The 26,671-nt window shown below is 45.5% G+C and carries 24 protein-coding genes; 3 read left to right on the forward strand and 21 right to left on the reverse strand.

What is annotated here, in order from left to right:
* Nucleotides 1-339 precede the first annotated feature (339 nt).
* Nucleotides 340-618, forward strand: a complete 279-nt coding sequence (locus HYR79_00275; protein ID MBI1820121.1) for a type II toxin-antitoxin system Phd/YefM family antitoxin — start codon at nucleotides 340-342, stop codon at nucleotides 616-618.
* A complete protein-coding gene (locus HYR79_00280) occupies nucleotides 611-937 on the forward strand; it encodes a type II toxin-antitoxin system RelE/ParE family toxin (protein MBI1820122.1) in 327 nt (108 codons plus the stop codon). The genes HYR79_00275 and HYR79_00280 overlap by 8 nt, the downstream gene beginning before the upstream one ends.
* Nucleotides 938-990: 53 nt before the next feature.
* Here the strand turns inward: HYR79_00280 and HYR79_00285 are convergent, their stop codons facing one another.
* The 14 genes from HYR79_00285 to HYR79_00350 form a co-directional block, all read right to left on the reverse strand.
* Nucleotides 991-2,532 (reverse strand): NADH-quinone oxidoreductase subunit M, encoded by a 1,542-nt coding sequence (locus HYR79_00285; GenBank protein MBI1820123.1) that lies wholly within the window; start codon nucleotides 2,530-2,532, stop codon nucleotides 991-993.
* Between the two features lie 158 nt (nucleotides 2,533-2,690).
* On the reverse strand, nucleotides 2,691-4,610 hold the full coding sequence (nuoL, locus tag HYR79_00290) for an NADH-quinone oxidoreductase subunit L (GenBank protein ID MBI1820124.1): 1,920 nt from the start codon (nucleotides 4,608-4,610) through the stop codon (nucleotides 2,691-2,693).
* 1 nt (nucleotide 4,611) lies between these two features.
* The gene (nuoK, locus tag HYR79_00295; GenBank protein ID MBI1820125.1) at nucleotides 4,612-4,914 is read right to left on the reverse strand and encodes an NADH-quinone oxidoreductase subunit NuoK; all 303 of its coding nucleotides are present in this window, start codon (nucleotides 4,912-4,914) and stop codon (nucleotides 4,612-4,614) included.
* Nucleotides 4,915-4,922: 8 nt separating this feature from the next.
* Nucleotides 4,923-5,453: an NADH-quinone oxidoreductase subunit J gene (locus HYR79_00300; GenBank protein MBI1820126.1), complete on the reverse strand. Its 531-nt coding sequence runs from the start codon at nucleotides 5,451-5,453 to the stop codon at nucleotides 4,923-4,925.
* A gap of 87 nt (nucleotides 5,454-5,540) precedes the next feature.
* Nucleotides 5,541-6,083: an NADH-quinone oxidoreductase subunit NuoI gene (gene nuoI, locus HYR79_00305; GenBank protein ID MBI1820127.1), complete on the reverse strand. Its 543-nt coding sequence runs from the start codon at nucleotides 6,081-6,083 to the stop codon at nucleotides 5,541-5,543.
* Nucleotides 6,084-6,196: 113 nt separating this feature from the next.
* On the reverse strand, nucleotides 6,197-7,222 hold the full coding sequence (gene nuoH / locus HYR79_00310) for an NADH-quinone oxidoreductase subunit NuoH (GenBank protein MBI1820128.1): 1,026 nt from the start codon (nucleotides 7,220-7,222) through the stop codon (nucleotides 6,197-6,199).
* Between the two features lie 89 nt (nucleotides 7,223-7,311).
* Nucleotides 7,312-9,957, reverse strand: coding sequence for an NADH-quinone oxidoreductase subunit NuoG (nuoG, locus tag HYR79_00315; protein MBI1820129.1), 2,646 nt, complete (start codon nucleotides 9,955-9,957; stop codon nucleotides 7,312-7,314).
* On the reverse strand, nucleotides 9,954-11,255 hold the full coding sequence (gene nuoF / locus HYR79_00320; GenBank protein ID MBI1820130.1) for an NADH-quinone oxidoreductase subunit NuoF: 1,302 nt from the start codon (nucleotides 11,253-11,255) through the stop codon (nucleotides 9,954-9,956). The genes nuoG and nuoF overlap by 4 nt, the downstream gene beginning before the upstream one ends.
* A complete protein-coding gene (gene nuoE, locus HYR79_00325) occupies nucleotides 11,256-11,741 on the reverse strand; it encodes an NADH-quinone oxidoreductase subunit NuoE (GenBank protein ID MBI1820131.1) in 486 nt (161 codons plus the stop codon).
* Nucleotides 11,742-11,886: 145 nt separating this feature from the next.
* Nucleotides 11,887-13,140, reverse strand: a complete 1,254-nt coding sequence (nuoD, locus tag HYR79_00330) for an NADH dehydrogenase (quinone) subunit D (protein MBI1820132.1) — start codon at nucleotides 13,138-13,140, stop codon at nucleotides 11,887-11,889.
* A gap of 15 nt (nucleotides 13,141-13,155) precedes the next feature.
* Nucleotides 13,156-13,647 (reverse strand): NADH-quinone oxidoreductase subunit C, encoded by a 492-nt coding sequence (locus HYR79_00335; protein ID MBI1820133.1) that lies wholly within the window; start codon nucleotides 13,645-13,647, stop codon nucleotides 13,156-13,158.
* A gap of 36 nt (nucleotides 13,648-13,683) precedes the next feature.
* Nucleotides 13,684-14,163, reverse strand: coding sequence for an NADH-quinone oxidoreductase subunit B (locus tag HYR79_00340; protein MBI1820134.1), 480 nt, complete (start codon nucleotides 14,161-14,163; stop codon nucleotides 13,684-13,686).
* Entirely contained in the window at nucleotides 14,154-14,528 is a 375-nt protein-coding gene (gene ndhC / locus HYR79_00345; GenBank protein MBI1820135.1) for an NADH-quinone oxidoreductase subunit A, read from the reverse strand. The genes HYR79_00340 and ndhC overlap by 10 nt, the downstream gene beginning before the upstream one ends.
* A gap of 209 nt (nucleotides 14,529-14,737) precedes the next feature.
* A complete protein-coding gene (locus tag HYR79_00350) occupies nucleotides 14,738-15,880 on the reverse strand; it encodes an SAM-dependent methyltransferase (protein ID MBI1820136.1) in 1,143 nt (380 codons plus the stop codon).
* A 37-nt stretch (nucleotides 15,881-15,917) separates the two neighbouring features.
* Between HYR79_00350 and HYR79_00355 the strand changes: the two genes are divergently transcribed.
* Nucleotides 15,918-18,536, forward strand: a complete 2,619-nt coding sequence (locus tag HYR79_00355) for a hypothetical protein (GenBank protein MBI1820137.1) — start codon at nucleotides 15,918-15,920, stop codon at nucleotides 18,534-18,536.
* On the opposite strand, the gene HYR79_00360 is transcribed toward HYR79_00355, so the two are convergent.
* The 7 genes from HYR79_00360 to HYR79_00390 form a co-directional block, all read right to left on the reverse strand.
* Nucleotides 18,533-19,621, reverse strand: coding sequence for a sensor domain-containing diguanylate cyclase (locus HYR79_00360; GenBank protein MBI1820138.1), 1,089 nt, complete (start codon nucleotides 19,619-19,621; stop codon nucleotides 18,533-18,535). The two genes, HYR79_00355 and HYR79_00360, sit on opposite strands and share 4 nt — an antisense overlap.
* Nucleotides 19,611-22,241 carry a preprotein translocase subunit SecA gene (gene secA, locus HYR79_00365; GenBank protein ID MBI1820139.1) on the reverse strand — a complete coding sequence of 877 codons (2,631 nt, stop codon included), beginning with the start codon at nucleotides 22,239-22,241 and terminating at the stop codon, nucleotides 19,611-19,613. Before secA ends, HYR79_00360 begins: the two co-directional genes overlap by 11 nt.
* 178 nt (nucleotides 22,242-22,419) lie before the next feature.
* Nucleotides 22,420-23,337, reverse strand: a complete 918-nt coding sequence (locus HYR79_00370) for a M23 family metallopeptidase (protein MBI1820140.1) — start codon at nucleotides 23,335-23,337, stop codon at nucleotides 22,420-22,422.
* Nucleotides 23,338-23,709: 372 nt separating this feature from the next.
* Nucleotides 23,710-25,119, reverse strand: coding sequence for a type IV pilus secretin PilQ (gene pilQ / locus HYR79_00375; protein ID MBI1820141.1), 1,410 nt, complete (start codon nucleotides 25,117-25,119; stop codon nucleotides 23,710-23,712).
* A gap of 17 nt (nucleotides 25,120-25,136) precedes the next feature.
* On the reverse strand, nucleotides 25,137-25,508 hold the full coding sequence (locus tag HYR79_00380; protein ID MBI1820142.1) for a hypothetical protein: 372 nt from the start codon (nucleotides 25,506-25,508) through the stop codon (nucleotides 25,137-25,139).
* The gene (pilO, locus tag HYR79_00385; GenBank protein MBI1820143.1) at nucleotides 25,505-26,101 is read right to left on the reverse strand and encodes a type 4a pilus biogenesis protein PilO; all 597 of its coding nucleotides are present in this window, start codon (nucleotides 26,099-26,101) and stop codon (nucleotides 25,505-25,507) included. Before pilO ends, HYR79_00380 begins: the two co-directional genes overlap by 4 nt.
* Nucleotides 26,098-26,661, reverse strand: a complete 564-nt coding sequence (locus HYR79_00390) for a PilN domain-containing protein (GenBank protein ID MBI1820144.1) — start codon at nucleotides 26,659-26,661, stop codon at nucleotides 26,098-26,100. Before HYR79_00390 ends, pilO begins: the two co-directional genes overlap by 4 nt.
* Nucleotides 26,662-26,671: the final 10 nt, after the last annotated feature.

Below are 26,671 nucleotides of genomic sequence, written 5' to 3' on the forward strand. Positions count from 1 at the left end.
AACTTTGCCCGCATCAGAAGCTACCTATCCACAGCTCGTAAAAACGGCTGGAACCTCTTGCAATCCATTTCCCAGTCCCTGACAGGTCAACCGTACTTGCCTGAAATGCTTTTTCCTCCCTGACACTCCTGAGTAGTTACTCATTTTTTTACATTTATTGGCATTAGACAAGGTTTTCCCAAAAAGTTTACTTCATTTTTACGATAATTTTCATTTTAGTTATCCTGAAAACCTGGCGACAAAGTTTTATGAGACTGTGTTAATAGACCTATTCAAACATGAGCATTTGTTGACTTTTCACCAAATAAAGGCCATAATTTAGTCCGAAGGAGGTCACCTATGAATTTAAAGGAAACAATCAAACCGGTAACATACATGAAAACGAACGCGGCCGATATTTTATCTACCGTGTCCAAAACCCACCGCCCGATGATTATTACCCATAACGGCGAGGGCAAAATGGTAATTCAGGATATCGAATCATATCAAAACATGAAAGAGTCTCTAGACCTGTTAAAAATTGTCGCACTGGGGCGAAAATCGGTCGAACGCAAAAATGTCAAATCTGCCACCGAAGCATTCAAGATAATTGAAAAGAGAAAAAAACGTTATGCCTGACGGGCAGGTATTTGTCACATTTGACGCAATGAACGACCTCGATAATATCGTCGAATACATTGAAATTCACGACTCTTCAGAACGCGCGGATCAGATTTACAAACAGATTAAAAAAATCGTTCTCGGTCTGAAAACTATCCCAAGGCGGGGACGAATTGTCCCTGAACTAAAAGAGATTGGCATTTATGAATATCGGGAAATTTTCTTTAAACCCTATCGCATTCTTTACTTCATCATTGACAAAAGAGTCTTTGTCTTTGCGATTTTTGATGGACGACGCGATTTGCAGGAAGTTCTTCAACGGAGGTTACTTCAGTAAGAAAACCGATGCCCCCGAACCCCCCGTTCGGACTGGCAAAGCCAGATCCTCACTTACGATAGATGAAACAGGGAGTGGATTAATTCCTTCCAGGAAAAAGCATAAGCAGACTGCACACTGACCTGCTCCAACAGATGATTGACGGACGCGTGCATCATATTTAGAAAAGGATTCGGGTAGACACCAATATAAAAAACGAGAATGAGCAGGGGAACCAGAGTTGAAAGTTCCCTTAAGGTGATATCCGGAAGAAGGGAATTGCTTTCTTTCGTAATATTTCCAAAAAGGACCCTTTGAAGCATCCAGAGCATATAAACCGCGGCCCAGATTATTCCGAAGGTGGCAATCACCCCGATGAGCTTATTCGACAAAAAGCTCCCGACCAAAACAAGAAACTCTCCGATAAAACTGTTGGTTCCCGGCAAGCCGAGCGACGAAAGAGAAAAAATGACGAGCATCGTCGCATAAACGGGCATATTTTTGGCAATTCCCCCATAATCGGAAATGAGCCTGGAATGCGTCCGGTCGTAGATCATTCCCACGCAAAGAAAAAGCGCGCCGGTCGTAATGCCATGATTGATCATTTGAAGGATGGCTCCTTCAACCCCCTGGATATTCATCGCAAAAATGCCCAGTGTGACAAAACCCATATGACTGACGCTGGAATAGGCAATCAATTTTTTTAAATCGGTTTGGGCCATTGCCATAAAGGCTCCGTAAAGGATGGCGAAGGCCGAAAGAATGAAAATGGCGGGCGTGTAGGCATGGGACGCACCCGGAGCAAGGGGAAGGCAAAACCTTAAAAACCCATAGGTTCCCATTTTCAGCAAAACCGACGCAAGAATGACGCTCCCGGCGGTGGGGGCTTCGACATGGGCGTCCGGCAGCCAGGTGTGAAAAGGAAACATCGGGACCTTAATCGCAAAGGCCAGGAAAAAAGCCCAGAAAATCCAGAACTGAACGGCGGAACTATAATGACCGTGCATTAAAGCCAGGATATCAAACGTCTCTCCGCCGATAAAATATAAGGCAATAATAGCGATTAAAAGAAGGAGGCTTCCGGCCAGGGTATAGAGGAAAAATTTGATCGCGGCATAAAGCCGGTTCGGACCGCCCCAGACCCCGATAATCAAATACATTGGGATCAGCATCGCTTCCCAGAAGACATAAAACAGGACAAAATCGAGCGCCATAAAGACGCCCAGCATGGCCGTTTCCATAAAAAGGATGCTGATCATGAACTCTTTGACTCTTTTTTCAACCGCGTGCCAGGAACAGAGAATGCAGATTGGCGTTAGCAAGGTCGTCAGTAAAATCAGCCAGATGCTTATCCCGTCAACACCCAGAGTATAATTGATATGAAATTGGGGAATCCACGGGTGAGTCTCACCCAGCTGCATTCGATAAGTAGAGGCATCAAAGTGGATCAAAATTGGAATCGACAGGACCAGATCCACGAGACTGGTTCCAAGGGCAAGGGAACGGACAAGGTATTCATTTTTAATAAATAAAATGAATAGAACGCCAAGGAGCGGGAAAAAGACCACCCAGCTTAAGATTGAAATTCCCGATGAATTATAAATAATTTCTTCCATTTGCCGTTTTTTATCCCTTTAAGTGCTCATATTAATACAAACGTATTTAATCTCGTTGTCTGTCATTGCATACGACCAACGGGAGCGTGGCAATCCAAGATTGCTTCGTCGCTTTTGGCTCCTCGCAATGACACACCCAGGCGTGTTTCCGCAGCCTGCTACAAAAACAAATAAATACTGACGATTATAAAAACCCCCATGGCCATGACCAGGGCATAATGTTGAAGCTGGCCCGACTGAAGGTAGCGCATCTGTTTCCCCCAGTTTTGGAGCGATTTTGCGACACCGTTAACCAGGCCATCAACGATTAAAACATCAAACCCTTTCCAGAGCGACTTCGCAAACGCGATAGAAGACCGGACAAAAAGCCTGTCATAAATTTCGTCAATATAAAATTTATTTAACGAAAGCGTGTATAACCCCTTCATCGAGGTTGAAATCCTTTGAGGAAGGGCGACGCTCTTCACGTAAAAGACATAGGCCAGGGCAATCCCCGCTAAACCCATGGTCATCGCAATGCCGACCAGGAACGGCTGTAAGTCCAGCGCCATTTCCCTGGCAGGCTCGCCAAGAACATGCCCCAGAAAGGGTTCGATTAAATTCATTCCTTCAAGGGGAATTCCAACCCACCCGACCGAAACCGATAAAACGGCTAAAACAATTAAGGGGAGCGTAATCGTCCAGGGAGACTCATGGAGGTGATGCTTCACCTCCGGATCGCCCCTGTAAGGGCCATGAAAGACGGAAAAAATCAACCGGAAGGTATAAAAAGCGGTCATAAAGGCGATCAGGGTGCCAACCCCCCAAAAGACCCCCCCTCCGAAACCGGCGTTAAAAACCTGCCACAAAATTTCATCTTTACTGAAGAATCCTGAAAAAGGAGGAATCCCGGAAAGGGCAATCGCTCCCATGAGAAAGGTCCAGTAGGTTACCGGCATATAGGGCTTTAACCCCCCCATTTTTCTTAAGTCCTGTTCTCCTGCCATGGCGTGAATGACGCTTCCGCACCCTAAAAATAGAAGGGCCTTAAAAGCGCCATGGGTCAGTAAATGGAAAATCCCAGCGGTGTAAGCCCCCGCGCCGCAGGCAAGCATCATATAGCCCAGCTGGCTGAGGGTTGAATACGCCACGATTCTTTTAATATCATTTTGAGTCAAGGCAATATAGGCCGCCATAAAAGCGGTGACGGCCCCGATGATCATGATAAAATGTTGCGCATCCGGGGAAAGATTATAAATCGGGTGCATTCTTGCGACCATAAAGACGCCCGCGGTAACCATCGTTGCCGCATGAATTAACGCCGATATCGGGGTGGGACCTTCCATGGCGTCCGGCAGCCAGGTGTGGAGCGGAAACTGAGCCGATTTTCCCATAGCGCCGATAAACAAGAGAACGGCGATTAAGGTCAGGACATCCACATTCCAAACACTGCCCATCCACCCCAGGAGGTTCATGGTTTGACCCGCCTGCTCGTTTAAACGGGAAAAGACCGTTTTATAGTCGAGTGAACCAAAAAGGGAAAAGATCAAAAGGATCCCAACGCCAAATCCAAAATCACCCACACGATTGACGACAAACGCTTTGGTCGCCGCCTTATAGGCGGTTTCTTTTTCATACCAATGGGCAATCAAAAGATAGGAACAAAGCCCGACCGCCTCCCAAAAGACATACAATTGAAGGAAGTTATTTGCCATGACGAGCATGATCATTGAAAAAGTAAACAAGGCGATATAGGCAAAAAACCGGTCATAGCCCCGGTCCCCGTGCATATACCCAACGGTATAGAGGTGCACCAAAGAGCTGACCGTGGTCACCAAAAGGAGCATGGCCGCGGTCAGGGCATCCGCCTGCATCCCAATGGAAACGTTAAAAGTTCCTGAAGAAATCCACTGATACCAGGTGATGTAGATTTCTTTGTCCGGATAAATTTCAAGAAAGAGTTTGACCGAAAAGAAAAAGGAGGCAATGACCGCCGGAACAGCAATCCAATGACTTTTTCCGTTCATCTGCTTTTCAAACAGACCGATGAACAAAAAGGCCAGGAAGGGGAACAAGGGAATGAGCGTATAGAGGTTCATTTTACCATTTCATCAGGTTAATCTGGTCAACATTAAGGGTCTTATGGTTTTTATAGAGCGCGATGATGATGGCCAGACCGATCACCACTTCCGCCGCGGCGACGGACAGAACGAAAAATACGAAAACCTGGCCGGTAATATTATGGAGATAATGAGAAAACGCCACAAAGTTAATGTTGGTGGCATTGAGCATCATTTCAATGGAAAGGAGGATCGTCACGATATTACGCCGGATCAAAACACCGGCGACGCCGAGCATGAAGAGAATCGATGATAAGATGATGTAGTAACTTAAAGGTACCATTTCACACTTTACTCCTTTTTCTCGCTCCACTGGTCTCTTAGTATTCCATTTTTAGAGAGCACGATGGCCCCAATCATCGCTGCCAATAGGACGAGAGAGGCAATTTCAAATGGCCATAAATAGGTCGTAAATAGAGATTCCCCTATTGCCCGGGTATTTCCAATGGTTTGAATTTTTTCGACGGTATCTGAACCGGCAGTCCCGGAAAAACTGGACCGGTTAAAAAAAACAACGACCTCAACGAAAAGGGCAAGCCCGATAAAAGATCCGACAAGGACCTGAGGGGTATGCGATTTTTCTTTTCCGGAAAGATTAAGCAACATCACGACAAAAAGATATAAGACGAGGATAGCGCCGGCATAGACGATAATCTGGACCGCGGCGATAAATTCAGCATTGAGGAGAATGTAAATTCCCGCGACGTGAAAAAACATCACCAAAAGGTTTAAAACAGAATAAACGGGATTAGAAAGCGAAATCACTAAGATCCCGGAAATAATGATCACGGCGGCAAAATAGCTAAAAAAGACAAGCGTCATGCGATTCTTTCCTTTTTAATTATGCTCTCCCTAAATTCCCGCTTTCGCGGGAATGACGACTTTTTACGAGACCATCCATCTTTATCTTTATGATTTTTGATGGACAGGAGGAAAATTCTTTTTACCCAAATTAAAGATATTGAGATATTTTTTATCCGGCACAAATCTTTTTTGGCGGACAGGGAACGCTTTGTCCCCCATTTCCAGCATTTTTTCTTTATTTAAAATCAGGTCTCTTTTGTTGGTGGTCGAAAATTCGTAAAATTTCGACATTGCAAGGGCATCCACCGGGCAGGCGGCGACACAAAAAGCGCAAAAGACGCATTTGGACAGGTCAAAAATATATTCCTTGGCATATCGCTGTAAAGGGTTTCCATCGACTTCATCGCTAATCACCTTAATACAGCGGGAAGGACAGGCGGCTTCACAAAGGGAGCACCCGACGCATTTTTCCGTTCCATCATCATAACGAAGTTGAACGAGGATTCCGCGATAACCATCCGGCAACTCTCTTTTTTCATGGGGATATTGGAACGTAATCGGCCTTTTGATGATCAAGTGTTTCAGGGTCAGAACCATTCCCTGAAGAATTTCGATAAACATGATTTGATGCAAAAATTTTTTGATCATAGTCTTATCTCTTCATAATTGTGTCATTGCGAGCCCAAAGGGCGCGGCAATCTCGTTTTTCTGGATTGCTTCGTCGTTTTCTCCTCGCAATGACAAGTTGAGCAGGAAATAGTTTAATTAACCCAATAAACGACCAGGGCTGTAACGGCCACGTTGATAAACGCGATCGGGAGCATGATTTTCCAGCCCAATTTCATGAGCTGATCATAACGAAGCCTTGGAACCGTTCCCCTTAACCAGATAAAGAAAAAAAGGATGAAATAAACTTTTAAAATAAACCATATAAACGGTGAAATAAATTTAAAAGGCGAGATCACTTCGAGGAAGTGAAAGGGCGCCTGCCAACCGCCAAGAAACAGGACTGCGCCAATGCTTGAAACAATGATCATGTTGGCATATTCTGCCAGGAAATAAAAGGCGAATCTCATTCCACTATATTCGGTGAACCATCCCGCCACGAGCTCGCTTTCCGCTTCCGGCAAATCAAAGGGCAGCCGGTTTGTTTCGGCCAGCCCGGAAATAATATAAAGAACAAAAGCGACGGGCTGAAAAAGAATAAACCAGTGATCTTTCTGCGCAAGGGTAATCTCCACCATGCTCAAAGATTGGGCCATTAAAATGACACCCACGATGGAAAGACCCATGGTAAGTTCATAACTAATGACCTGAGCCGCCGACCGTAACCCTCCCAGAAGAGCGTATTTGCTGTTGGACGCCCAACCTCCCAACAAAATTCCGTAAGCGCCGACTGAACTAAAGGCAAGAATATACAAGACGCCAATATTGATATCGGTGATATAAGGATGAATTATCCCGGCGGGACCGGTTGGGGATTCATTAAAAGGGATAATCGCAAACCCGATCAGGGCGGGAACGAGCGAAATAATCGGGGCGATGCTGAAAATAAATTTGTTGGCTCCGGCGGGAACGATATCTTCCTTAAAAAAAAGCTTCAGGCCGTCTGCAATCGGCTGGAGAAGGCCATGCGGTCCCACCTCCATAGGTCCGAGACGGTCCTGCATGAAACTTAAGATTTTTCGCTCGGCATACGTCAGATAGGCCACATGACCCAGAACAACGGCAAGAACCACAACAATCTGAAGTAAAATCACCGCAAGGTGTATGAAAGTCTCAGCCATCTATCCTAAGGGGCTCACGTCGCCCCCTCCACTGGCAAAGCCAGATGGAGCCTCCCTCTCTCGCTCACGTTGTTCGCTGTTTTTAACCATCATCTTTTTTCGATCTCTACATGACCCAGTTTGAAATAAGGGACATCGGTTTCAGGGTCGACCTGGCATTGAATTAAATCCCTTAGATTCGGATCTGATAAATGCTGAGGATAAAAGGCCAGGCCGGGGGGATAGGCGGGATCAAATTTAACCCTCACTTCCATTTGACCCAATTCCGATTTTACACGAACCCTCTCTCCCGCCTGCACCCCTATCTTTTTTCCATCGGCAGGGTTCATGATCAACGACCCGTCAGGATAAAGTTTCATCAACCCATCCGCATGGCGTGAAAGCTTTCCCGAATGATAAAGAACCGGCCGGATCAACAGGGCCCACTGTTCCGGGGAAGCAGAAGCCGGCTCTTCCATCTGATAACGCTCTTTCAAGGTTAAGCCAGCCGTTTCTTCAAAATAACTCTTTTTTCTTGTTTCAATTAACTGCCTTTGTTCCGGCCCGACAGGAAGGGCGCGGTAATAATCAGGAATCGCTTTTTTAATTTCTTTCCGGATGGCATTGACATTTTCATATACCAGGGGGAATCCCGACCGCGTGGAAACGGTTGAAAAAATTTCCCAGTCTGAAAGGCTTTCTCCGGCCGGCTTAAGGGCCTTCCGGATTCTCTGGGCACGGCCTTCCATATTCGTATAGCTTCCCTCTTTTTCCACGAAACTACAGGCCGGAAAGACCACATCGGCCATCGCCATGGTTGAATTCATAAAGAGATCCTGACAGACCAAAAATTCAAGTTTTGAAAATGCTTCCCGGGCGTTTAAAGACGCCGGAAGGCTGTCGATCGGGTTTTCACCGACGATGTAAAGCATTTTTATTTCACCGCGATTGATTTTTTTAATCATTTCCGGGAGCGTGGCGCCCTTTTGAAAAACCGGGGTCCCATGCCATAGACCGGAATAACGTTTTTGAGCAGAAGGGTCATTGACCTCCATTAAGCCGGGGAGAAATTCAGGGACACCCCCCATTTCAACTACCCCTTGCTCATTATTTTCATAACAGAGCGGGTTCAACCCGGAACCCGGCTGGTCTAATTTGCCAGACACCCAGGCAAGATCAATCATGTTTTTGACATTTTGATAACCATTTTTCGCTGAGGTCACGCCCGGGCCGAAAACAATGACACCTGGCTGAGTCTGATACAACAAACTGCCTGCTTTTTTATACACGGTTTCGCGGATTCCGGTGATTTCCTCAATTTTCTTGAAAGACACGGGGTCTGTGGCCTCTTTTAACTGACGACCATAAGAATGCGCGGCGTAAGGGTTTCCCTCAACCTGTAAAATAGCTTTAATGAGTCCCAGGATGACCATTCCTTCGGAGCCAGGGCGAGCCTGAAGATGATCGGAAGCGAGTTTGGCCATATTGGTTTTAACGGGGTCGACGACGATCATTTTCGCACCGCCCTTTCTCACCGCTTTTTTTACGTAGAGAGCTGAAACAGGGTTGGTTTCACTCATATCCGTCCCGATTAACAGAATCACCCTGGCCTGGGCCAGCTCTTCATACGAATTCAGCATTCGGTTGAATCCAAACGCTTCCTTAAAAGCCATGACGGTATTCATATGGCCGTATCGGACGGTGCTGTCGATATGGGGCGTCCCGATGCCCAACCGCATCCATTTTTGGAAAAGATAGGCCTCTTCATTGGTACAGCGGGCCGAAATCAGCCCGGCGATGGCCTGACCGCCGTAGCGGGATTTTATTTCATTTATTTTCTGGACCGTCAGATCAAGGGCTTCATCCCACAAAACGCTGACTAATTTCTTTTCAACTTTAATCAAAGGCGCGGTCAGCCTCTCCTTATGATTCAGATAATGGTATCCATAAAACCCTTTGGCGCAGAGGTTCCCTTCGTTCCGCCCGACCCCCCACTCGGAAGTAACACGCATGACCACGTTGTCAAACGTTTCGAGGGTAATCTGGCAGCCGTCCGCGCAGTGCTGACAAATGCTTTCTGTTTTTTTTAGTTCCCAGGGACGGAATTGATACATTGAAAAACGGTTGGTGAGGGCACCCACGGGACAAATCTGAACGCATCCCCCGCAAAAGACACAATCAAGTTCCTGCCGGCCAAAGGTTGAAATTTCCGATTTTACCCCTCGTTCCACCGAACCCAGGGCTTTTACCTCCATGACTTCATCGCAATACCGGACGCACCGGAGGCAGGAGACGCAACGGTTCATCTCTTTTTCAATAAAACCGCCGAAATATTCTTTATTAAAAACTCTTTTTTCTTCCGTAAAACGGCCTTGTTTGCTGTATTCATGGCTTAAATCCTGGAGATGACACTCACCCCCTTTGTCGCAGATCGGACAATCAAGCGGATGGTTGGAAAGAATAAATTCAATGACGCCGTTTCTCGCCTTAATCACATTGGGAGAATGGGTTTGAACCACCATCCCTTCGGCCACCGGCATACTGCAGGAGGTCTGAAGCTTCGGGTTTTTTTCGATTTCAACGAGGCACATCCGGCAGTTGGCATCGGGATCAAGCTGGGGATGATAACAAAAATGAGGGACTTCAATTCCTAATTTTTTTGCGGCGGCAATCAGGTAAGTTCCTTCCTCCACCTGAAGATCCTGCCCGTTAATTTTTAAGGAAACCATTTTTTTAGTTTGCGGGTTTGTCGTCATGGGAATCCGATTGTTGCCAGTCTCTCGGAATGATTGACCGGACATTTTTTTTCACGAATGTGATATTCATATTCCTGTTTGAAGTACTTTAACGTTCCCAAAATAGGAGCCACTTCAGCTTCGCCAAAAGCACAAACCGTTTTGCCGGCGATATTTCCACAAAGGTCGACCAAAAGATCGAGGTCTTCCATTTTTCCTTCTCCATGCTCAATCCGATGGATGACTTTATACAACCAGGGCGCTCCTTCCCGACAGGGGGTGCATTTGCCGCACGATTCATGGGAGAAAAAATGCATTAAATTCAGCGTCGCCCAGACCATGCAGGTCTCTTCATCCATCACGGTTACGGCGCCCGAACCCAGCATCGACCCCGCCTGAGCAACCGCTTCAAAATCGAGTTTTACATCAAGGTGCTTTTCCGTAAAAACAGACGCGGAAGCGCCTCCCGGGATAATTGCTTTTAACTTTTTGTCGTTTAAAATTCCCCCGCCCAGATCAAAGATCAGTTCCCGGAAGGTCGTTCCCATCGGAACTTCGTAATTCCCGGGTTTTTTGACATGGCCGCTCAAAGAAAATAAACGGGTTCCCGTGCTTTTGCCGACGCCAATTCCGGCAAACCATTCTCCTCCCCGAATCACGATTTGAGGAATATTGCTGAGCGTTTCAACATTATTGACGACCGTCGGCTTGCCATATAACCCGTAATTGGCGGGAAAGGGGGGTTTAAACCGGGGTTTTCCTCTTTTTCCTTCAAGGGACTCCAGGAGAGCGGTCTCTTCTCCGCAAATGTAGGCGCCGGCTCCAGGATGGACATAAATGTCCAGATCAAACCCGCTATTTAAAATATTTTTTCCAATAAACCCTTTTTGCCGCGCTTCTTTAATGGCCTGTTCAAGGACCTTCATGGCATAAACCAACTCTCCCCGAACATAAATATAAGCGGTATGGGCTCCGATGGCATAACAGGAAATAATGATCCCTTCTAACATTTGATGGGGATCCCGCTCCATGAGCTGCCTGTCTTTAAAAGTTCCGGGTTCACCTTCGTCGGCATTCACACAAAGATATTTGGTCAGAGCCGGGTTTTTAGGAATAAAACTCCATTTTGTTCCCGTGGGAAAACCGGCGCCCCCGCGGCCCCTTAGTCCTGATTTTTTGACGGTTTCCACCAGTTGATCGGGAGTTATTTTTTCCGAAAAAACCTTTTCAAGGGCTTGATATCCCCCCGCCTTTAAATAAGAGGCGATTTCGGGGGTATAGCCAGGTGAAGACATGTTCTTAAACAGAATGCGTTCCATCTATTTTGCCTTTTGCCTTAAATCGTCTAATATCTGGTCTACCTTATTTTTGTTCAAATTTTCGTAATAATCGTCGTTAATCTGCATCATCGGCGCTGTCCCGCATGAAGCCAGACATTCCACTTCAGCAAGCGTAAAAAGTCGATCTGGCGTGGTTTCTCCCGATTCGACGCCGAGTTTTTCTTCCAAATAACTGACAAGCTTTTCCGCCCCCATTAAAGCACAGGGAAGCGTTCTGCAGACCTGAATATGATATTTACCGATCGGTTTCAGGTTATACATCGTGTAAAAAGTGGCCGCTTCATATACCTGTAATGGCGTAATTTCCAGGATATCCGCAACTTCTTTCATAAGGTCTTCGGTTAAATGTCCCTGGTTCTCTTTTTGGGCGATATTGAGCGCTGGAAGAAGCGCGGACCGTTTTTGTTCCGGAGGATAATGACCCATAATTTCCACAATTTGATTCCGGCTGGTTTCCGATATCATAGTTTCCCCTTCAAAAAACCTGGATGCTTAGAACAGGTTATATACGAGGCGGAACAAGAAGATGCACCGGAGCGTACAGAGAAGTACGTGAGGATGCGGATTCGCAGTGACAACGCGGTAGATAACCTGTTATCAGCATCCAGGATCATCTGTCGCATTCTCCCATGACGATATCATACGTTCCAAAAATCGTAATAATATCCGAGATCATATATCCCCTGGCCATGTAATCAAACGCCCCCATATGGATAAAGGAAGGGGGACGAATTTTGAGTCGATAGGGCCGGTTCCCTCCGGTGCTATAAATATAGAAGCCTAATTCCCCTTTTGGAACTTCCGTTCCGCAATAAACCTCCCCTTTCGGCGCATCAAATCCTTTAGAAGCCACCAGAAAGTGATGAATTAAACTTTCCATATCGGACATGACCAGATTTTTTTTCGGGAGAGTCACCATCGGACTGCTGGCTAGAATCGGACCTGACGGAAGTTTTTCAAGACATTGTTCAATCATTCGAGCCGATTGAATCATTTCCAGAATTCTAATCCAATACCGGTCGTAGGTATCGCCGTTTTTCCCTAACGGAACTTCCCAATCCAGCCTGTCATAGACCCCATAAGGCTCAGCCTTCCGGATATCGTAATTGACCCCCGACCCTCGCAAGGGAGGTCCGGTCAAACCGAAATTAATGGCGTCTTCACCGGAAATCACGGCAACATCCTTTGTGCGGGAAATCCAGATTCGATTATGTTCTAAAAGGGTATTGTATTCTTTTATTTTTTTAGGAAACTCTTTGATGAATTTTTTCAACCGGTCAATAATTTTTGGGGTTAAATCGCGGTCGATCCCTCCAATCCGGTAGTAAGTCATCGTTAAACGAGCGCCGCAAAGCTCTTCAAACATATCCAGGATTTCTTCCCGCTCACGGAAGGTGAAGAAAAACACCGTCATGGCGCCGACATCGAGCGCCTGGGTTCCAAGCCAAAACAAATGGCCCGAAATCCGCATCATTTCCGCAACCAGGGTCCGGATATATTCTGCCCGTTCCGGAATCTGGAGCTGTAAAAGCTTTTCAACCGCCCGGACAAAGGCATAATTGTTCGTCATCGAACAGACATAGTCGAGACGATCGGTCATAGGGATAATCTGGTTATAGGTTTCCAGTTCACAAAGTTTTTCAACGCCGCGATGGAGATAACCCAAATCTGGCGTGGCTTTGACAATTCTTTCACCTTCAAGATCCAGAACCACCCGAAGCACGCCATGGGTGCTGGGATGTTGGGGTCCCATGTTTAAGAGAAACTCTTCACGGCGGAGGACGGGTTTGGTTTCATGGGGAGCTTCAATCTGCTTCCCGCCAATCGCCACGTCTTTGGTTATGTTATCGCCCTTATTAATCATGGTTTCCCGTTTAAACTAACTGTTATTGGGGAGGAACTCGAATGTGTTCCTCCACCCTCTCCCCTCCGTTGGAAAATCTTTCCGGAGAGGATGGCCTTCAAAATCCTCCGGCATCATAATTCTTCTTAAATCAGGGTGGTGTTCAAAACGGATTCCCATCATATCGTAAACTTCCCGTTCCATGAAGTTGGCCCCTTTCCATATGGAGGTAATCGAATCGAGGGAACACTCTTCCTCAGAAACTCTGGTTTTCACCCGAATCCGATGGTTTTTAGGAATGGAGTAAAAATGGTAAACGACTTCAAACCTCTCCTCATCTTCCGGAAAATCAAGGGAACAGATATCGGTGATATGATTAAATTGCATTTCAGAATCATCATGCAAATACCGGCATAAGGAGACGATTCCTTCTTTTACAATAAAGAGGGTGAGTTCCCCGAGCCCAATTTGGGCCTCCTGGACAATTTGAGGAAACGCTTCTTTAATTTTCTGAGGATCTGGATGCAAGCTTGACCTTTTTCTTATTATTTCGCGCGGGAAGGCTTATTTGGTGAAAACTTTTTCCTTCATGATCTTTTCCTGTAATTTCAAGATCCCGTCGAAAAGAGCCTCCGGCCTTGGAGGGCACCCGGGAACATAAACATCCACAGGAATAATTTGATCGACGCCTTGCACCACACTGTAACTATTATAAATATTCCCTGATGTGGCGCATGAACCCATTGAGATGACATAGCGGGGCTCCGGCATTTGATCGTAAATTCTACGAATTACAGGGGCCATTTTTCGACAAACGGTTCCGGCGACGATCATTAAATCGGACTGGCGGGGGGAAGCTCTGAAGACACCCGCCCCAAAACGGTCAAGATCATACCGGGAAGAGACTGACGCGATCATTTCGATTGCGCAACAGGCTAATCCAAAGGTCATGGGCCATAGAGCAGACTTTCTGGCCCAGTTCACGACGGAGTCCAGCGAGGTCGTAATAATATTTGTTTCAAACTGCAGATCCATCAATCCCATTCCAGGGCTCCTTTTTTCCAGGCATAAAAATACCCGACCAGCAAAATAAGCACAAAAACAATCATTTCAATTAACGTATAAAACCCAGTTTTCTTAAAAACAACCGCCCAGGGGAAAAAGAAAATGGTTTCGACGTCGAAAATGACAAACAACATAGCGATCACATAATAACGGAAAGGAAAGGATTTTCTCGCGTCTGAAAAAGGTTCGGAACCGCTTTCATAAGGAAGGAGTTTTTCTTTATAGGGCTTGCTGGGGCGTACCAGCTTTCCGGCCAACAGGCTGACGCCTCCAAAAGCAATGGCCACAAACACAAATATTAAAATAGGCAAATAATGATCGGGCAAAAAACTTTCAGCCTGCATTTTATAACCCACCTACTCTTATTTCAGGGGTCTTCGAGAAATTCGCTCTCAATGCCCCCGAACCCCTTGTTCTGCCCGGTCTAACTACGACCATTCCCAAGTCCGTCACTGGCAAAGCCAGTTTCTTCACTAAAAAAGTTCCCAATTTTAGAGACAGAAAAAAATCCTAATGGAACGCTTCTATAATGTCAAGAGTTTTGTTTTTACCTCTATTTTCTATAGAATTTGAGACCTTTTAGTTCCAGAGACCCCATCCCTTTCTGCTGAATAAGAACTTTAAAAACAGGTCCCAGGCCCTCCGGATGAATTAAATGTTTCATGGCTCGAAAGGAAAGGTCCTTTATCGGATCGTCAACCGTTTGAACAAAACGCTCCATCTCATCGATGATTCCAAGGCCGATTAAAAAATGGGACTGATCGGTGTACCCCAGGGGAAAAAGGTTCTCTTTCATTCCCTGATTTTGAAGCATTGAAAAATTAACGTGAGAGGTCATATCCTGCTCTCCCACCCATTGATACGGATCAGATTGGGTTTGATGGTTCCGATAACATAAGAACGTCCCTCTTTTCCTTTTAACCGAATAGAGGCCCTCTGCCAGGTCGCCGTAGTCAATGGTCAGAACAAAGCCTCTTTTTAAAATATCCGCTACGTCCGAAACCCAAATAATGGCATTTAAATTAACCTCGGCCTCCTGCCCGTCAATCCAATGGACATTAAAAGAATCGAAATAACGTTCAATTTCAGGTAGAGAAGGGGGTAAAAGAACTTCGACAAGTTGCTTCGCTTTAAAATCGACATGGATTTCGAGAAGTTTTCCATTCCTCCAAACCACCCGATAAACCGGAAACGCATCAACGAGTTCATTTGAAAAAATACACCCTTCCACCTTAGGAAGCTCTTTTAACAAAGCGACCCATTTTGATTTTTTTAGAAATTCAGGAAACCTCTGAAAAGCCTCTTTTTGTCTCTGGATCATCGAGGGAGAGGCCTCCACCAGATAGTAGAACAATTTTTTAAAAATACCCGGATGGTCCTCCCGGAGGGTTTCAAAAATCTGGAGCGCAAGGCTCCCGTTTCCGGAACCGATCTCTACGAGATCAAAATGGGAAGAATCCTGAAAGGCTTCTGCCATTTCCGCAATTTGCCGGGCGAGCATCCTGCCAAATAAGGGATGGACGCCGGGACTGGTATAGAAATCTCCTTTCACGCCAAATGGCTCCCTGGACGACGAATAATACCCCCCCTCCGGATCGTAAAGGGCCATTTCCATAAAGGTTTTAAACGAAAGGGGCCCGTCAGCCTTAATTTTGGCAATTATTTTTTTGAGCAGTGGCGGATTTCCTGAAATCATTGTATCCTTTGATTAAAAGATGATACCTTCCAACATCATGAATGTGCAGCTTTTCCACCCACCCGCTCCGCGTGCCTGTTTAAGGCCGGGCGCTTCTATCCTCTTCTTTTTACTTTTTTCTATCTTTTTTTTATCGGGCAACACGGCACAGGCGTCGCCTTTCAGTCCTTCTTACGAAATAAACGCCGGTTATCATTTCGCAGGAGCTAAACCCGTTCAGATCGAGGGAAGCATAAAAATCACCTTTTCAAATCCTTCGCCGGAACCTCTCGCCGCGATCCCGTTAATGCTCTACCCCAACCGGTTTTTGGCTCCGCCACTCTCACTTCCTCCAGAAGTATTTAAAAAATCTTTCCCGAAACCCATTTCACCCGGCGGAATCGAAATTTCAAAAATTTTTGATTCCCTTGGCCGCTCCCTGGAAATTCACTACCTTGAGACCGGACTGGGACCTAAAATGGTTTGCCAGATCATTTTAAAAGACCCTCTCCCTCCAGGTCAATTTACCACCTTCACCCTTGATTTTACAACCCTCATACCGGAGCGTTTGGGCGCGTTCGGACAGTTTAAGTCGGTCATTTCAACTGAAGGAGGGTGGCATCCTTACCTTCCCGATTTTTTCAATAACGCATGGCAGTTTAAAAAACCTCCGCCCAAAGCTGACTTCACGGTCAACATCAGCTACCCGACGCCCTTTGAACTCAATCACACGGGGACTCTGATCACGAAAACCATTTTTAACGATTATAAATTGTCCCGGCTCCAGTCGCAAAAAACCGGGTTTTTCTCGTTGATCCTTTCAACCCGGTACCGGGATATGATTGCGGAAGGACCCGGTCACGCCATTTACTATTCCTATTTTTCCAAAGATAAAAAATATGCCCGACAGGTCCTTCAACTGGCGGAAGAGGCGTTGCAGTTTTTTGAAACGGAGTACGGTCCGTCTAATCCCTCGGTCTTACGGCTCGCCGAGACCTATCTCTATGATGATTTATATTCAGAAGGAGAGGGGATCGTCCTGGTCAGCCATACCCTTTACAAAATATTTTTTCCTTTAAAAAGGTATCATGACGCCAGGCTTCTCCATGGAATTTATGCTCAGTTATGGAGGACTCAAATTCCCTGGGAAGAAGATTGGATTATTGAAATGTTATCCGATTACAGCACTCAGGCATTTCTGAATAAAAAACTCAAACATCCTTTGGAAGGTCTTGAAACTTTTCTAACGCCTTTTGCCTTTTTACCGGTGGTTGACGAAATCCTCTATTCCCCTAATCCTGCTTTCAGACAGGTTTTTTTTAAGGAGGCAAAGCCTTTCCCTTTTCGGGAACAGATCCGTCTCTATAACACTCCCCGGGCGGAAGGAACAGGAATCCTGTTTAAACTTCAAAATCTGCTGGGAAAGGAAAAAACGCTGGAAATTGTTTCCGCCTATCTGGCCGCGGTCCGGGGAGAGAAAGAACGCTCTTTTGTAGAACTCAGTGAAACCCTCTCCGGGCAAAACTTGAACTGGTTTTATCAGCAATGGCTGAATTCTTTTCCTGAGCCTGATTTTGGAATCGAAAACATCCAGGACGATTTTACGGAAAAGGTTCATATGACCACGGTTGCCGTCGCCAAAAAAGGAGAAGGGACCGAACCCCTTACGGTAAGAGCCATATTTAAAAACCAGTCCGTTATGGAAATCAACCGATTATTTAAAGAAACCGGGGAGCTTTTTGTCTTTAAAAACCCTTCGCCCGTTAAGACGGTTGAAATAGACCCGGACCACCAGACCAACGATCCCTATCTTTTTAACAACCGGAAACCTCCCGAATGGAAATTTCTCCTTGATAAATTCACCGGGACGATGGATCTCCAAACCCATACCCCCGAATTGGAGGTTGGCGGATCGTTTAGAAGACTTTACGATGATCACAACGTTCTTGGTCTTTATTATTACCGTTTTGAAGAGACCCGGGGGTTCCGGGGCGATTTCGATCATACTTTTCCGGGCAAGCTGGATCATCAGCTCATACAAACGTTAGGAGGAAATTATAAGGGAGAAATTGTCACCCTGGCGGGACAAGAAGACGAAACTCGAGGAAGTTTGGGTTTAATCTATCGAATCAGCTACCTGAATTACAGCCTCGGCCTTGAATATAACCTGCAGTTTACCGGACCCGAGCATCCTTATAATGGAAGAGTTTATTTTGACTACGCCAACGGCATTCAATGGTCTCCGTACCATACCCTGAAGTTTAAGGCCCAGTTGGCGGAATCCAACGGTCCCCTCTCTCTGCCCTTTACTGCCGGGGGAGGATCAGGTCTTCGGGGATATACTAAAACAGCCCTGTCAGGGTCAGAAAAAAGCGTTTTCAGCGTTGATTACGCCTTTCCTCTTTATTATGATCTGGATCAGAATCTGTTTGGGTTTTCCCTTTTTCATACCCTTCAGGGAGAGCTTTTTATTGATTCCGGAAATGCGTCAAATGAAAAGAATCCGCTTCTTTTTCATCAATACCTGTCTGATTTTGGAGGCGGTTTAAATCTGGATTTTGATCTCTTCGGCGCTTACCCCACCAACATGGCTTTTCAACTGGCCTACCCCATTGAACCCTTCCTCCCCGAGGAACGAAATATTCACTACTATTTTAATTTCGGGGTTCATTTTTAGATTTCTCCCGCGATAAAAATCTTATCCCTCCCTTCATTCTTCGCCTTATACATGGCCATGTCAGCCAATTTGATCAGATCTTGCTTATTTTTCGCGTGAACAGGAAAGCCTGCGATTCCAAAACTTACCGTCAACCTGAGGTTCAATCCTCTTTTTTTTAAAAATTTAAATTCCCGGATTTTTTTTTGAAGCCGTGTGATAATAAAAAACGTGGTTTCTACATTGGTTTCGGGAAGAACAATGACGAACTCGTCTCCCCCATAACGGGCAATAATATCGACGTCCCGCAGACTCTCGATTAAAACCTTGCCTAACTCAATTAAGACCTGGCTTCCCGTTTGATGTCCATGGACATCGTTCACATTTTTAAAATGGTCAATATCCAGGAAGACAAGGCTGATTTCCGATTTATATCTCTGGCTTCTCCTGAGTTCGATATCGAGCGTCTGTTCCAGATAGCGGTAATTAAATAGTTTGGTCAAATCATCCGTCACGACCAGATCTGACATCTGTTGATAAAGAACAGACCGCTCAATCGCGATCGCCGCCTGGTCGACCAATTTTAAAAGAAGCTCAAGGTCCCTGGAGTCAAAGCTGGTTTGGTCTTCTTTGTTCACCATCTCGAGCACGCCGATCGTCTTTTTTTTGTTGATAATCGGAACAGCCAACACCGTTTTTGGACGGGCCAAAATCTTTTTTTCAATTTCTGTCGAATATTTTAAATTATCTTTGATGTTTGAAATCAGGATGGGAGTTCCGGTTTTAACAACCGTTCCCGGGATTCCCCGGCCTGCTTTAATCGAAAAGGGTTTAAAGGTTTTTTTATATTTTCCTTTAATCATCTCGAAATTTAATTCCTTCGAATTTTCGTCAAAGAGCAGCAAGGTCCACATTTGGCCCCGCACCAAAAGATGAGCCTGTTCCAGTATCGTTTGAACAATTTTTTTAAATTCGAGGGAGGAGGTTAATAGTTTTCCGGCGTTAATAAAAAAGGAGAGTTCGCGTTCCTTTTGACGAACGCCGGCTTTTAACCGGTGAATTTCTTCTCTTAGAAGTTGCATGGTCAGGTTTGATTTATCGGCCATGGCACTTTTTATATTTTTTACCGCTTCCGCAGGGGCAGTCGTCGTTTCGACCCACTTTTTTCGCCTCCCTTTGTGCCGGCCGGGCAGCGCTTTCCTCTCCACGGTTTAAAACCATTTTTTGAGTTTGGAAAAACGGGGTTTGTCTTGCCGGAACGGTTTCTTTTCTAAACTTGACTTTAAAAAGATGTTCGACCATGTCGTTCCTGATCCGGCCAATCATGGCGGAGAACATTTCAAACCCTTCTTTCTTATATTCCACGAGCGGATCTTTTTGGCCATAACCGCGCAGGCCTATCCCCTCTTTTAAATGGTCCATTCCCAGGAGGTGATCTTTCCAATGGGTATCGATGGCGGTCAACATAATTTGTTTTTGTATTTTGAGAAGAATGTCCGGCCCGATTTCCTTTTCTTTTTCCTCATAAGAGCGGGTAACAGCTTCCAGAACCATTTGTTTTAAGCCATCATGTCCTGAATCTTTGAGGGGCTCTTTTTCGAAATCGACTGAAATCGAAAACTGCCTTTGAAGCGCCTCGCCAAGGCCTTTTAAATCCCATTCTTCCGCGTAAACTTCGGGATTGCAGTAAAAGGATAAAAAACCTTCAATGGATTCATCCGCGATATCAAAGAGCTCTTCTTTTAAATTTTCCCCCTTTAACACCTGCTTTCGCTGTTCATAAATGACTTCTCTTTGCTTGTTCATGACATCGTCGTATTCAATCAGTTGTTTCCGAATATCAAAATGATGGGCCTCCACCTTTTTCTGCGCATTTTCAATCGCCCGGGTAACAATTTTAGCTTCGATCGGAATTCCCTCTTCCATCCCGAGGCGTCCCATAATGCCGGAAATCCGGTCAGAACCAAAAATGCGAAGGAGATCATCCTCTAACGACAAATAAAACCGGGAAGACCCCGGATCCCCCTGCCGCCCCGAACGGCCTCGAAGCTGGTTATCAATCCGGCGGCTTTCATGACGTTCCGTTCCGATAATATGGAGCCCTCCAAAACCAACCACCTCCTGTTTTTCTCGTTCAGCTTCTCCCCTTTGGTAGCGCCCTTTTTGTTCGATCTGTTCAGGGGTCGCTTCTCCGATTTTTTCAAGCTCTTTTTTTAAAATAAACTCCGGGTTCCCCCCTAATAAAATATCGGTGCCTCGTCCCGCCATGTTCGTGGCAATGGTCACGGCATTTTTTCGCCCGGCCTGCGCGATAATTTCAGCCTCTTTTTCATGATATTTCGCGTTTAAAACCGAATGCTTAACCCCCTTTCGCCTTAAAAGGCCGCTGAGCTTTTCCGATTTTTCTATCGAGATCGTTCCTACTAAAACCGGCTCACCGGTCTTATTCAGGGTTTCGATTTCTTCAGAGATCGCTTTAAATTTTTCCGCCTCGGTACGGTAAATGACATCCGGGTAATCGACACGGACCATCGCACGGTTAGCGGGAACCACAACGACATCCAGGTTATAAATCTTGTTGAATTCAGCGGCTTCCGTATCGGCCGTCCCGGTCATTCCCGATAGTTTTTGATACATCCGGAAATAATTCTGGAAGGTAATCGTCGCAAGGGTTTGATTTTCACTTGCGATTTTTACGCCTTCCTTTGCTTCGATCGCTTGATGGAGACCGTCGCTCCAGCGGCGTCCCGGCATTAAACGCCCCGTAAACTCATCGACAATGAGAACCTCTCCGTCTTTAACGACATAATCGACATCCCGCTTAAACAAAACATGGGCTCTCAATGCCTGCTGAACATGGTGGACCAATGAAATATTGGACAAATCATAGAGGTTTTGCACGCCAAGGTAACGTTCAACTTTAATGTTTCCCTCGTCGGTCAGGGAAGCCGTTTTGGTTTTCTCTTCTATGGTAAAATCAGCTTCCGGTTTAAGGGAAGGGATAACCTTGTCGACCTGATAATAAAGATCGGTGGATTCTTCCGATGGGCCGGAAATGATCAAGGGGGTTCTCGCTTCGTCAATCAGGATGCTGTCGACTTCGTCCACAATGGCGTAAACCAGGTCGCGTTGAACAAATTGAGAGGCGTCAAACTTCATGTTGTCTCTTAAATAATCAAACCCGAACTCATTATTGGTCCCATAGGTAACGTCGTTTCCATAAGCGATCTGCCTTTCGCTGTCATCAAGGTCATGCTGAATCAGACCGACAGAAAGCCCCAGAAATTGATAAAGCTGGCCCATCCATTGGCTATCTCTTTTAGCGAGATAATCATTCACCGTTACCACGTGGACCCCTGTTCCGGCGAGCGCATTTAAATAAACCGGAAGGGTCGCGACAAGGGTCTTCCCTTCCCCGGTTTTCATTTCGGCGATTTTCCCCTCATGGAGAACAACCCCTCCCAAAATCTGGACATCAAAGTGCCTCATCCCTAAAACCCGTTTAGAAGCCTCCCGGACAACCGCAAACGCTTCGGGCAAAAGCTGATCCAGGGTTTCTCCTTCTGAAATCCGTTTTTTAAACTCGGGAGTTTTGGCTTGAAGCTGAGCGTCCGAGAGAGGGGAAATGGCAGGCTCGATTGAATTGACCTTTTGGACGAGGGGCCACATCCGCTTCAGTTCACGGTCATTTTTACTGCCTACAATTTTTTTTAAAATCCCAAACATTACAATCATCCTGAATTAACTTAAAAAAATATAACACAATTAAATTCAAAAAACCATTTCTGAAAAATAAAAAAACCTGGAGGAATTCTATCTTCCCCCAGGTTTTTTGAAATGCAGGAGTCGCCCAGGGCAGGCACGGGGGCCTGCCCCTACAATAAAATGTAATTTCATTAATCTGTTAATTAATAATATACTTTAGCGGGTTGACGGGAACCGAATTAACATGAATTTCGTAATGAAGATGCGGGCCCGTTGAAAGGCCGGTATTTCCGACGTAGCCGATAATATCTCCTCTTTTTATCCGCTGTCCGACTTTTACGGCAGACTTCGCCAAATGGCCGTAAACCGTCTCCATGCCGTAACCATGTTCTATTCTCACTTCACGGCCAAAACCGCTGTCAAAGCCGTCATACCTCACAATTCCGGCGGCGGGAGCGGTAATCGGCGTTTCGGGTTTCGCGGCAATATCAATCCCCTTATGAAGGGAGACCATTCCCGTAAAAGGGGAAACCCGGTTTCCGAAACCGGACGTCATCCAACCCTTCACCGGCCAGACCGACGGGGTCGAGGTCCACATCGTTTGGTGTTCCTTCATAACTTCGCTTAATTCCTGAAAACTAACCTGCTGTTGAATCGAAGCCGACTGGAGGAGCGAAACATCCTGTTCCATTTTTTTAATCATCCCCGAGGGGTTGTTTTTATTTTCAATTAAATTTTCGATAGGGCTTGCCGCTTCCGCTCCGCCCATTCCAAAAAACTCCGTATTTACCTTTGACGGCCCGATATCCGCAATCACTCTTAACTTTGCGTCCAGTTCTTTTAAACGGACCATCTGTTTTTTAAGGTCTTCAATTCGGTTGGAAAACATTTGAAGCTGAAGTTTTTGGGCAACGGTTTCCTTTTGAAGGGAATTCAACTCCCATGTCTCTCCAATCAGATAAAAATATTGAAACAGGAAAAAAATCAATAAAAGAACGCCGCACGAAGAAATGCCTGCGATCTTTTTTAAGGTCTTTTTGGTGACGCAAAATCGATAGGTCTTTGACGTCGGGTTGGGAAGAACCATGATCGTGTAAGACTCTTCATGTTTTTCCATATCTGTTTCCTCCCACAAAGCTTGCTGTCGATTATATTTGGGGCCCATGCGGTTGCTCCGCAATCCTCCGATGCCCCAGGCCCGCACTCGAACTGGCAAAGCCGGCTTCTCGCTTACGATATCGCAGCGAAGCTATTTTTTAACTCTTTTCAACCAAACGGGGCTGACACTAACATATGAAATTTTGAAAAGTCAAGGTCAAAAGTCTTAACAATTCATTTACAAACTTAGGTTATTGAGGCTATTTGGATAAAAATAGAAAAATCCTTACCCCTGATAGTAAGCAAGGCCCGTGCCTTCGATTTTAAATTCCAACTTATTGTTTTATTTGATAAAAATTAAAAAATGGATGGTTAAGAATGACAAAAACTGTCACTTTTGTACATTTTTTGAATTTGACAGGTTGTCGGCGATTTCATCATTATACTCGGAAGGCGTAATAAAGATGATTAATTCCGTCTCCTGATTTCCTTTATTTTGCTTTTTAAACAACCATCCCAAAATAGGAATGTCTGATAAAAAGGGAATTCCATTTTCTTTGACAGATTCATTTTTCGTAATAATTCCCCCTATGGCGACCGTCGAACCGTTTTTGACAATTAAATCTGTTTCAGCCGTTCGGGTCGTGAGTGGAGGAATATTTTGAACCTGGTGGCTGTAGTCGGGTTCTTTTTTCTCAGTTCTTATGTGCATCAGGATCTGATGGTCCGGCGTAATATGAGGCGTTACCACTAACTCCAGTTTTGCGTTTATCGTCGTAACCCCGCTGGTTGCTGAAGAGCCTGTGGGAGTCCCGCCGGAGGTTGCTCCTCCCGAAACAAGGGTTGCGGTTGGAATCAAGATTTCCGTCCCGCTCGAAATTCTCGCTTCTTTATGATCGAGCGTCAGAATTTTGGGTTTCGACAATATTTTTCCCTTTCCGGTGTCCTGCATGGCGGATAGTTGAACATCTAAAAGCAAATTGTTGGCAATATTCGCATAAGACAAACCGATTGAGCCTCCCAGGCCGGGTCCAACCGTGGCCGGCAGATTCACGGCATAAGGAGCGCCGCTATATCCTATCCCGTTGGTCAGTGGATTAAAAAACGTGTCGGTAGATGAGCTTTTGGTCACGCCACCCAGGAGGGAATAATTCCCGTTATTATAAAGACCTCCCCATTGGATTCCCAGTTCACGCGTAAAGTTGGTATTTGCTTCAACAATTTTTGCCTCAATCATGACCTGGGGGGTTTTATTATCCAGCGTTTTTACCAGAGTTGATATTTTTTCGATATTTTCAGGAATATCTTTAATAATGAGTGAGTTAGAACGGGAATCCACCGCGATATTCCCTTTTTTGCTTAATAGGCCTTTCACGGAGTCCTGGAGATCTTTTACGGTGGCATAATTTACCGGGATCAGGCGGGTTACCAGATCTTCTTCCCCTTCGGGAGAAGAGGTATGGGCAATCGTCATGATAGACCCGTTTTTGCTCGCCCAAAGATTTTGGTTTCGTAAGATCGCATCCAGGGCTTCATCCAGCGTGACGTTTTTGAAGCTCAAGGTCACTTTCCCTTTTACATCCTCCCTGATAATGACATTGATATGATTTTCCTGCCCGATGGCCCGGAGAACATCTTTTACATCGGCCTCCCGAAATTCAAGAGAAAATCTTGATGAATTTCCGTTATTTTCACCCTCTGGCAGGATTCTCACGATATGATCCTGGCCCAAGGCTTTTTCAATAAATAAAAGAGAGAGGCTAAAGAATAATAAAACCATCCACCGATTAGAGTTTCTCATAATAGATATCCTTTTTTTCATTGGCTGTCCGATAAAAATGGGAGAATTCGAATCTCCCTGGACCCAAAAGCCCCCTTTAAAATAACCCGGTCGGAATCGATAACGGCAACGGTGCCTCCCATGATCTGATCCCCTTCTGATACGATTCGATTATTGATAATCGCTGATTTACTTCCCGACGCTCCGACTAAAATGCCGGTCAATCTCCATTGATCAACCTGAACTCCCCCCGGAGCGGGATGGCTTAAGACTTTTTGACGCGGCAGATGAAAAGGGTCCCGGTTTTCGGGGTTCTGGTCAACCCGAGACTTTAAAGATTGGCCGGGAACGATTTGAGATCCCAACAAGACCAGAAAAAACAGGATTAACGTAAACAGAATGTTTTTCATCCTTCCTCTTTCTTAAGCCGCGTCGTCACAAGCAGTTCAGCAAAAATCAATGGGGTTTCGTCCTCCAGGGTTTCAATCTTAATCCGATCAATTTTAACCGGTTGGGGAAAATGGTCCAGCTTGGATAAATAACGCTCAAGTTCATTAAAACGGGTTTTAACCTTGACCCTTACGGTTAAAAGGACCTCTTTTTCCTCTTCCTGCCGGGAGTCCGGTCGGAATGAAATCACTTCAACCGAATCTCCGGCGGCCAAAAGAGCCATCTTCTCCAAAACCTGGGACATTTTTCGTTCATTGGCCGTAAGATGGTCGATGTTCAACGACCTTCGTTGAAGCCTTAAGTTGATTCTATTGACCTGTTCCTTCAAAAGAGAGAGGTTCTTTTCTTTTTGGACCGTCTGCGACTGCGTTAAATTTCGCTCCTCGTTTAATCGGGTCACCTCGCGTTTTTTAGGGCCATAAAATAAACCGCCGATCAGGGTGATGATCAAGGTCAACAAGATTCCGGCATAAATGGGATCCTTCAACGTTTGATATAAAACGGGAAATCGTTTTAATCCCAGGAATTGATTGATTTTTTCCAAAAAGGTCAATTGATCCTTCCTGTTATTTCGAAGTGGATAGCCCGATCTTCATGACTCTCCCCTTTTTGGGTGTAAATCAATCGAATTTGGGAAAAGAGAGGCTGACGTTCAAGCCTTGAAAGAAGAAGGGTTATCGGCGCGTAAGAATTGGCAAAACCGACGAACTTTATCTCTTTAAAAGCAGATTGCGGATTTCCATCCGATCCCCCGCCCTGTGTTATTCCTCCCTCAAGGTTTTTAAGCCATGCCCCTTCAGGAACCGTTGAGCTTATTACAGAAAGAATTTCTTTCCATTTAATGACCTCTTTAAAAAAATTTTCGCTTTCCATCTGGCCGTTTTTCTGAATAAAGAGGGTCAGGTCCTGCTCTTCCTTAGAAATTTGGGCAAGACGGTTTTGAAGTTGAGTCAGTTCGGCTTTCCTCTCTTTAATCTCCACCATTCGTGAACCGATCTCCCAGGCAAACCCTAAAATCAAAATAACCAGCCAGACCGCCAATAGTTTTGGTTGAATCCGGCTGAACGGGTCAAAGACGAACTCGTCCGTTATTAAATTTATTTCTCTCTTCATCTTAATACTC

It is taken from the genome of Nitrospirota bacterium, from assembly GCA_016178585.1.
Lineage (GTDB): Bacteria > Nitrospirota > Nitrospiria > JACQBW01 > JACQBW01 > JACOTA01.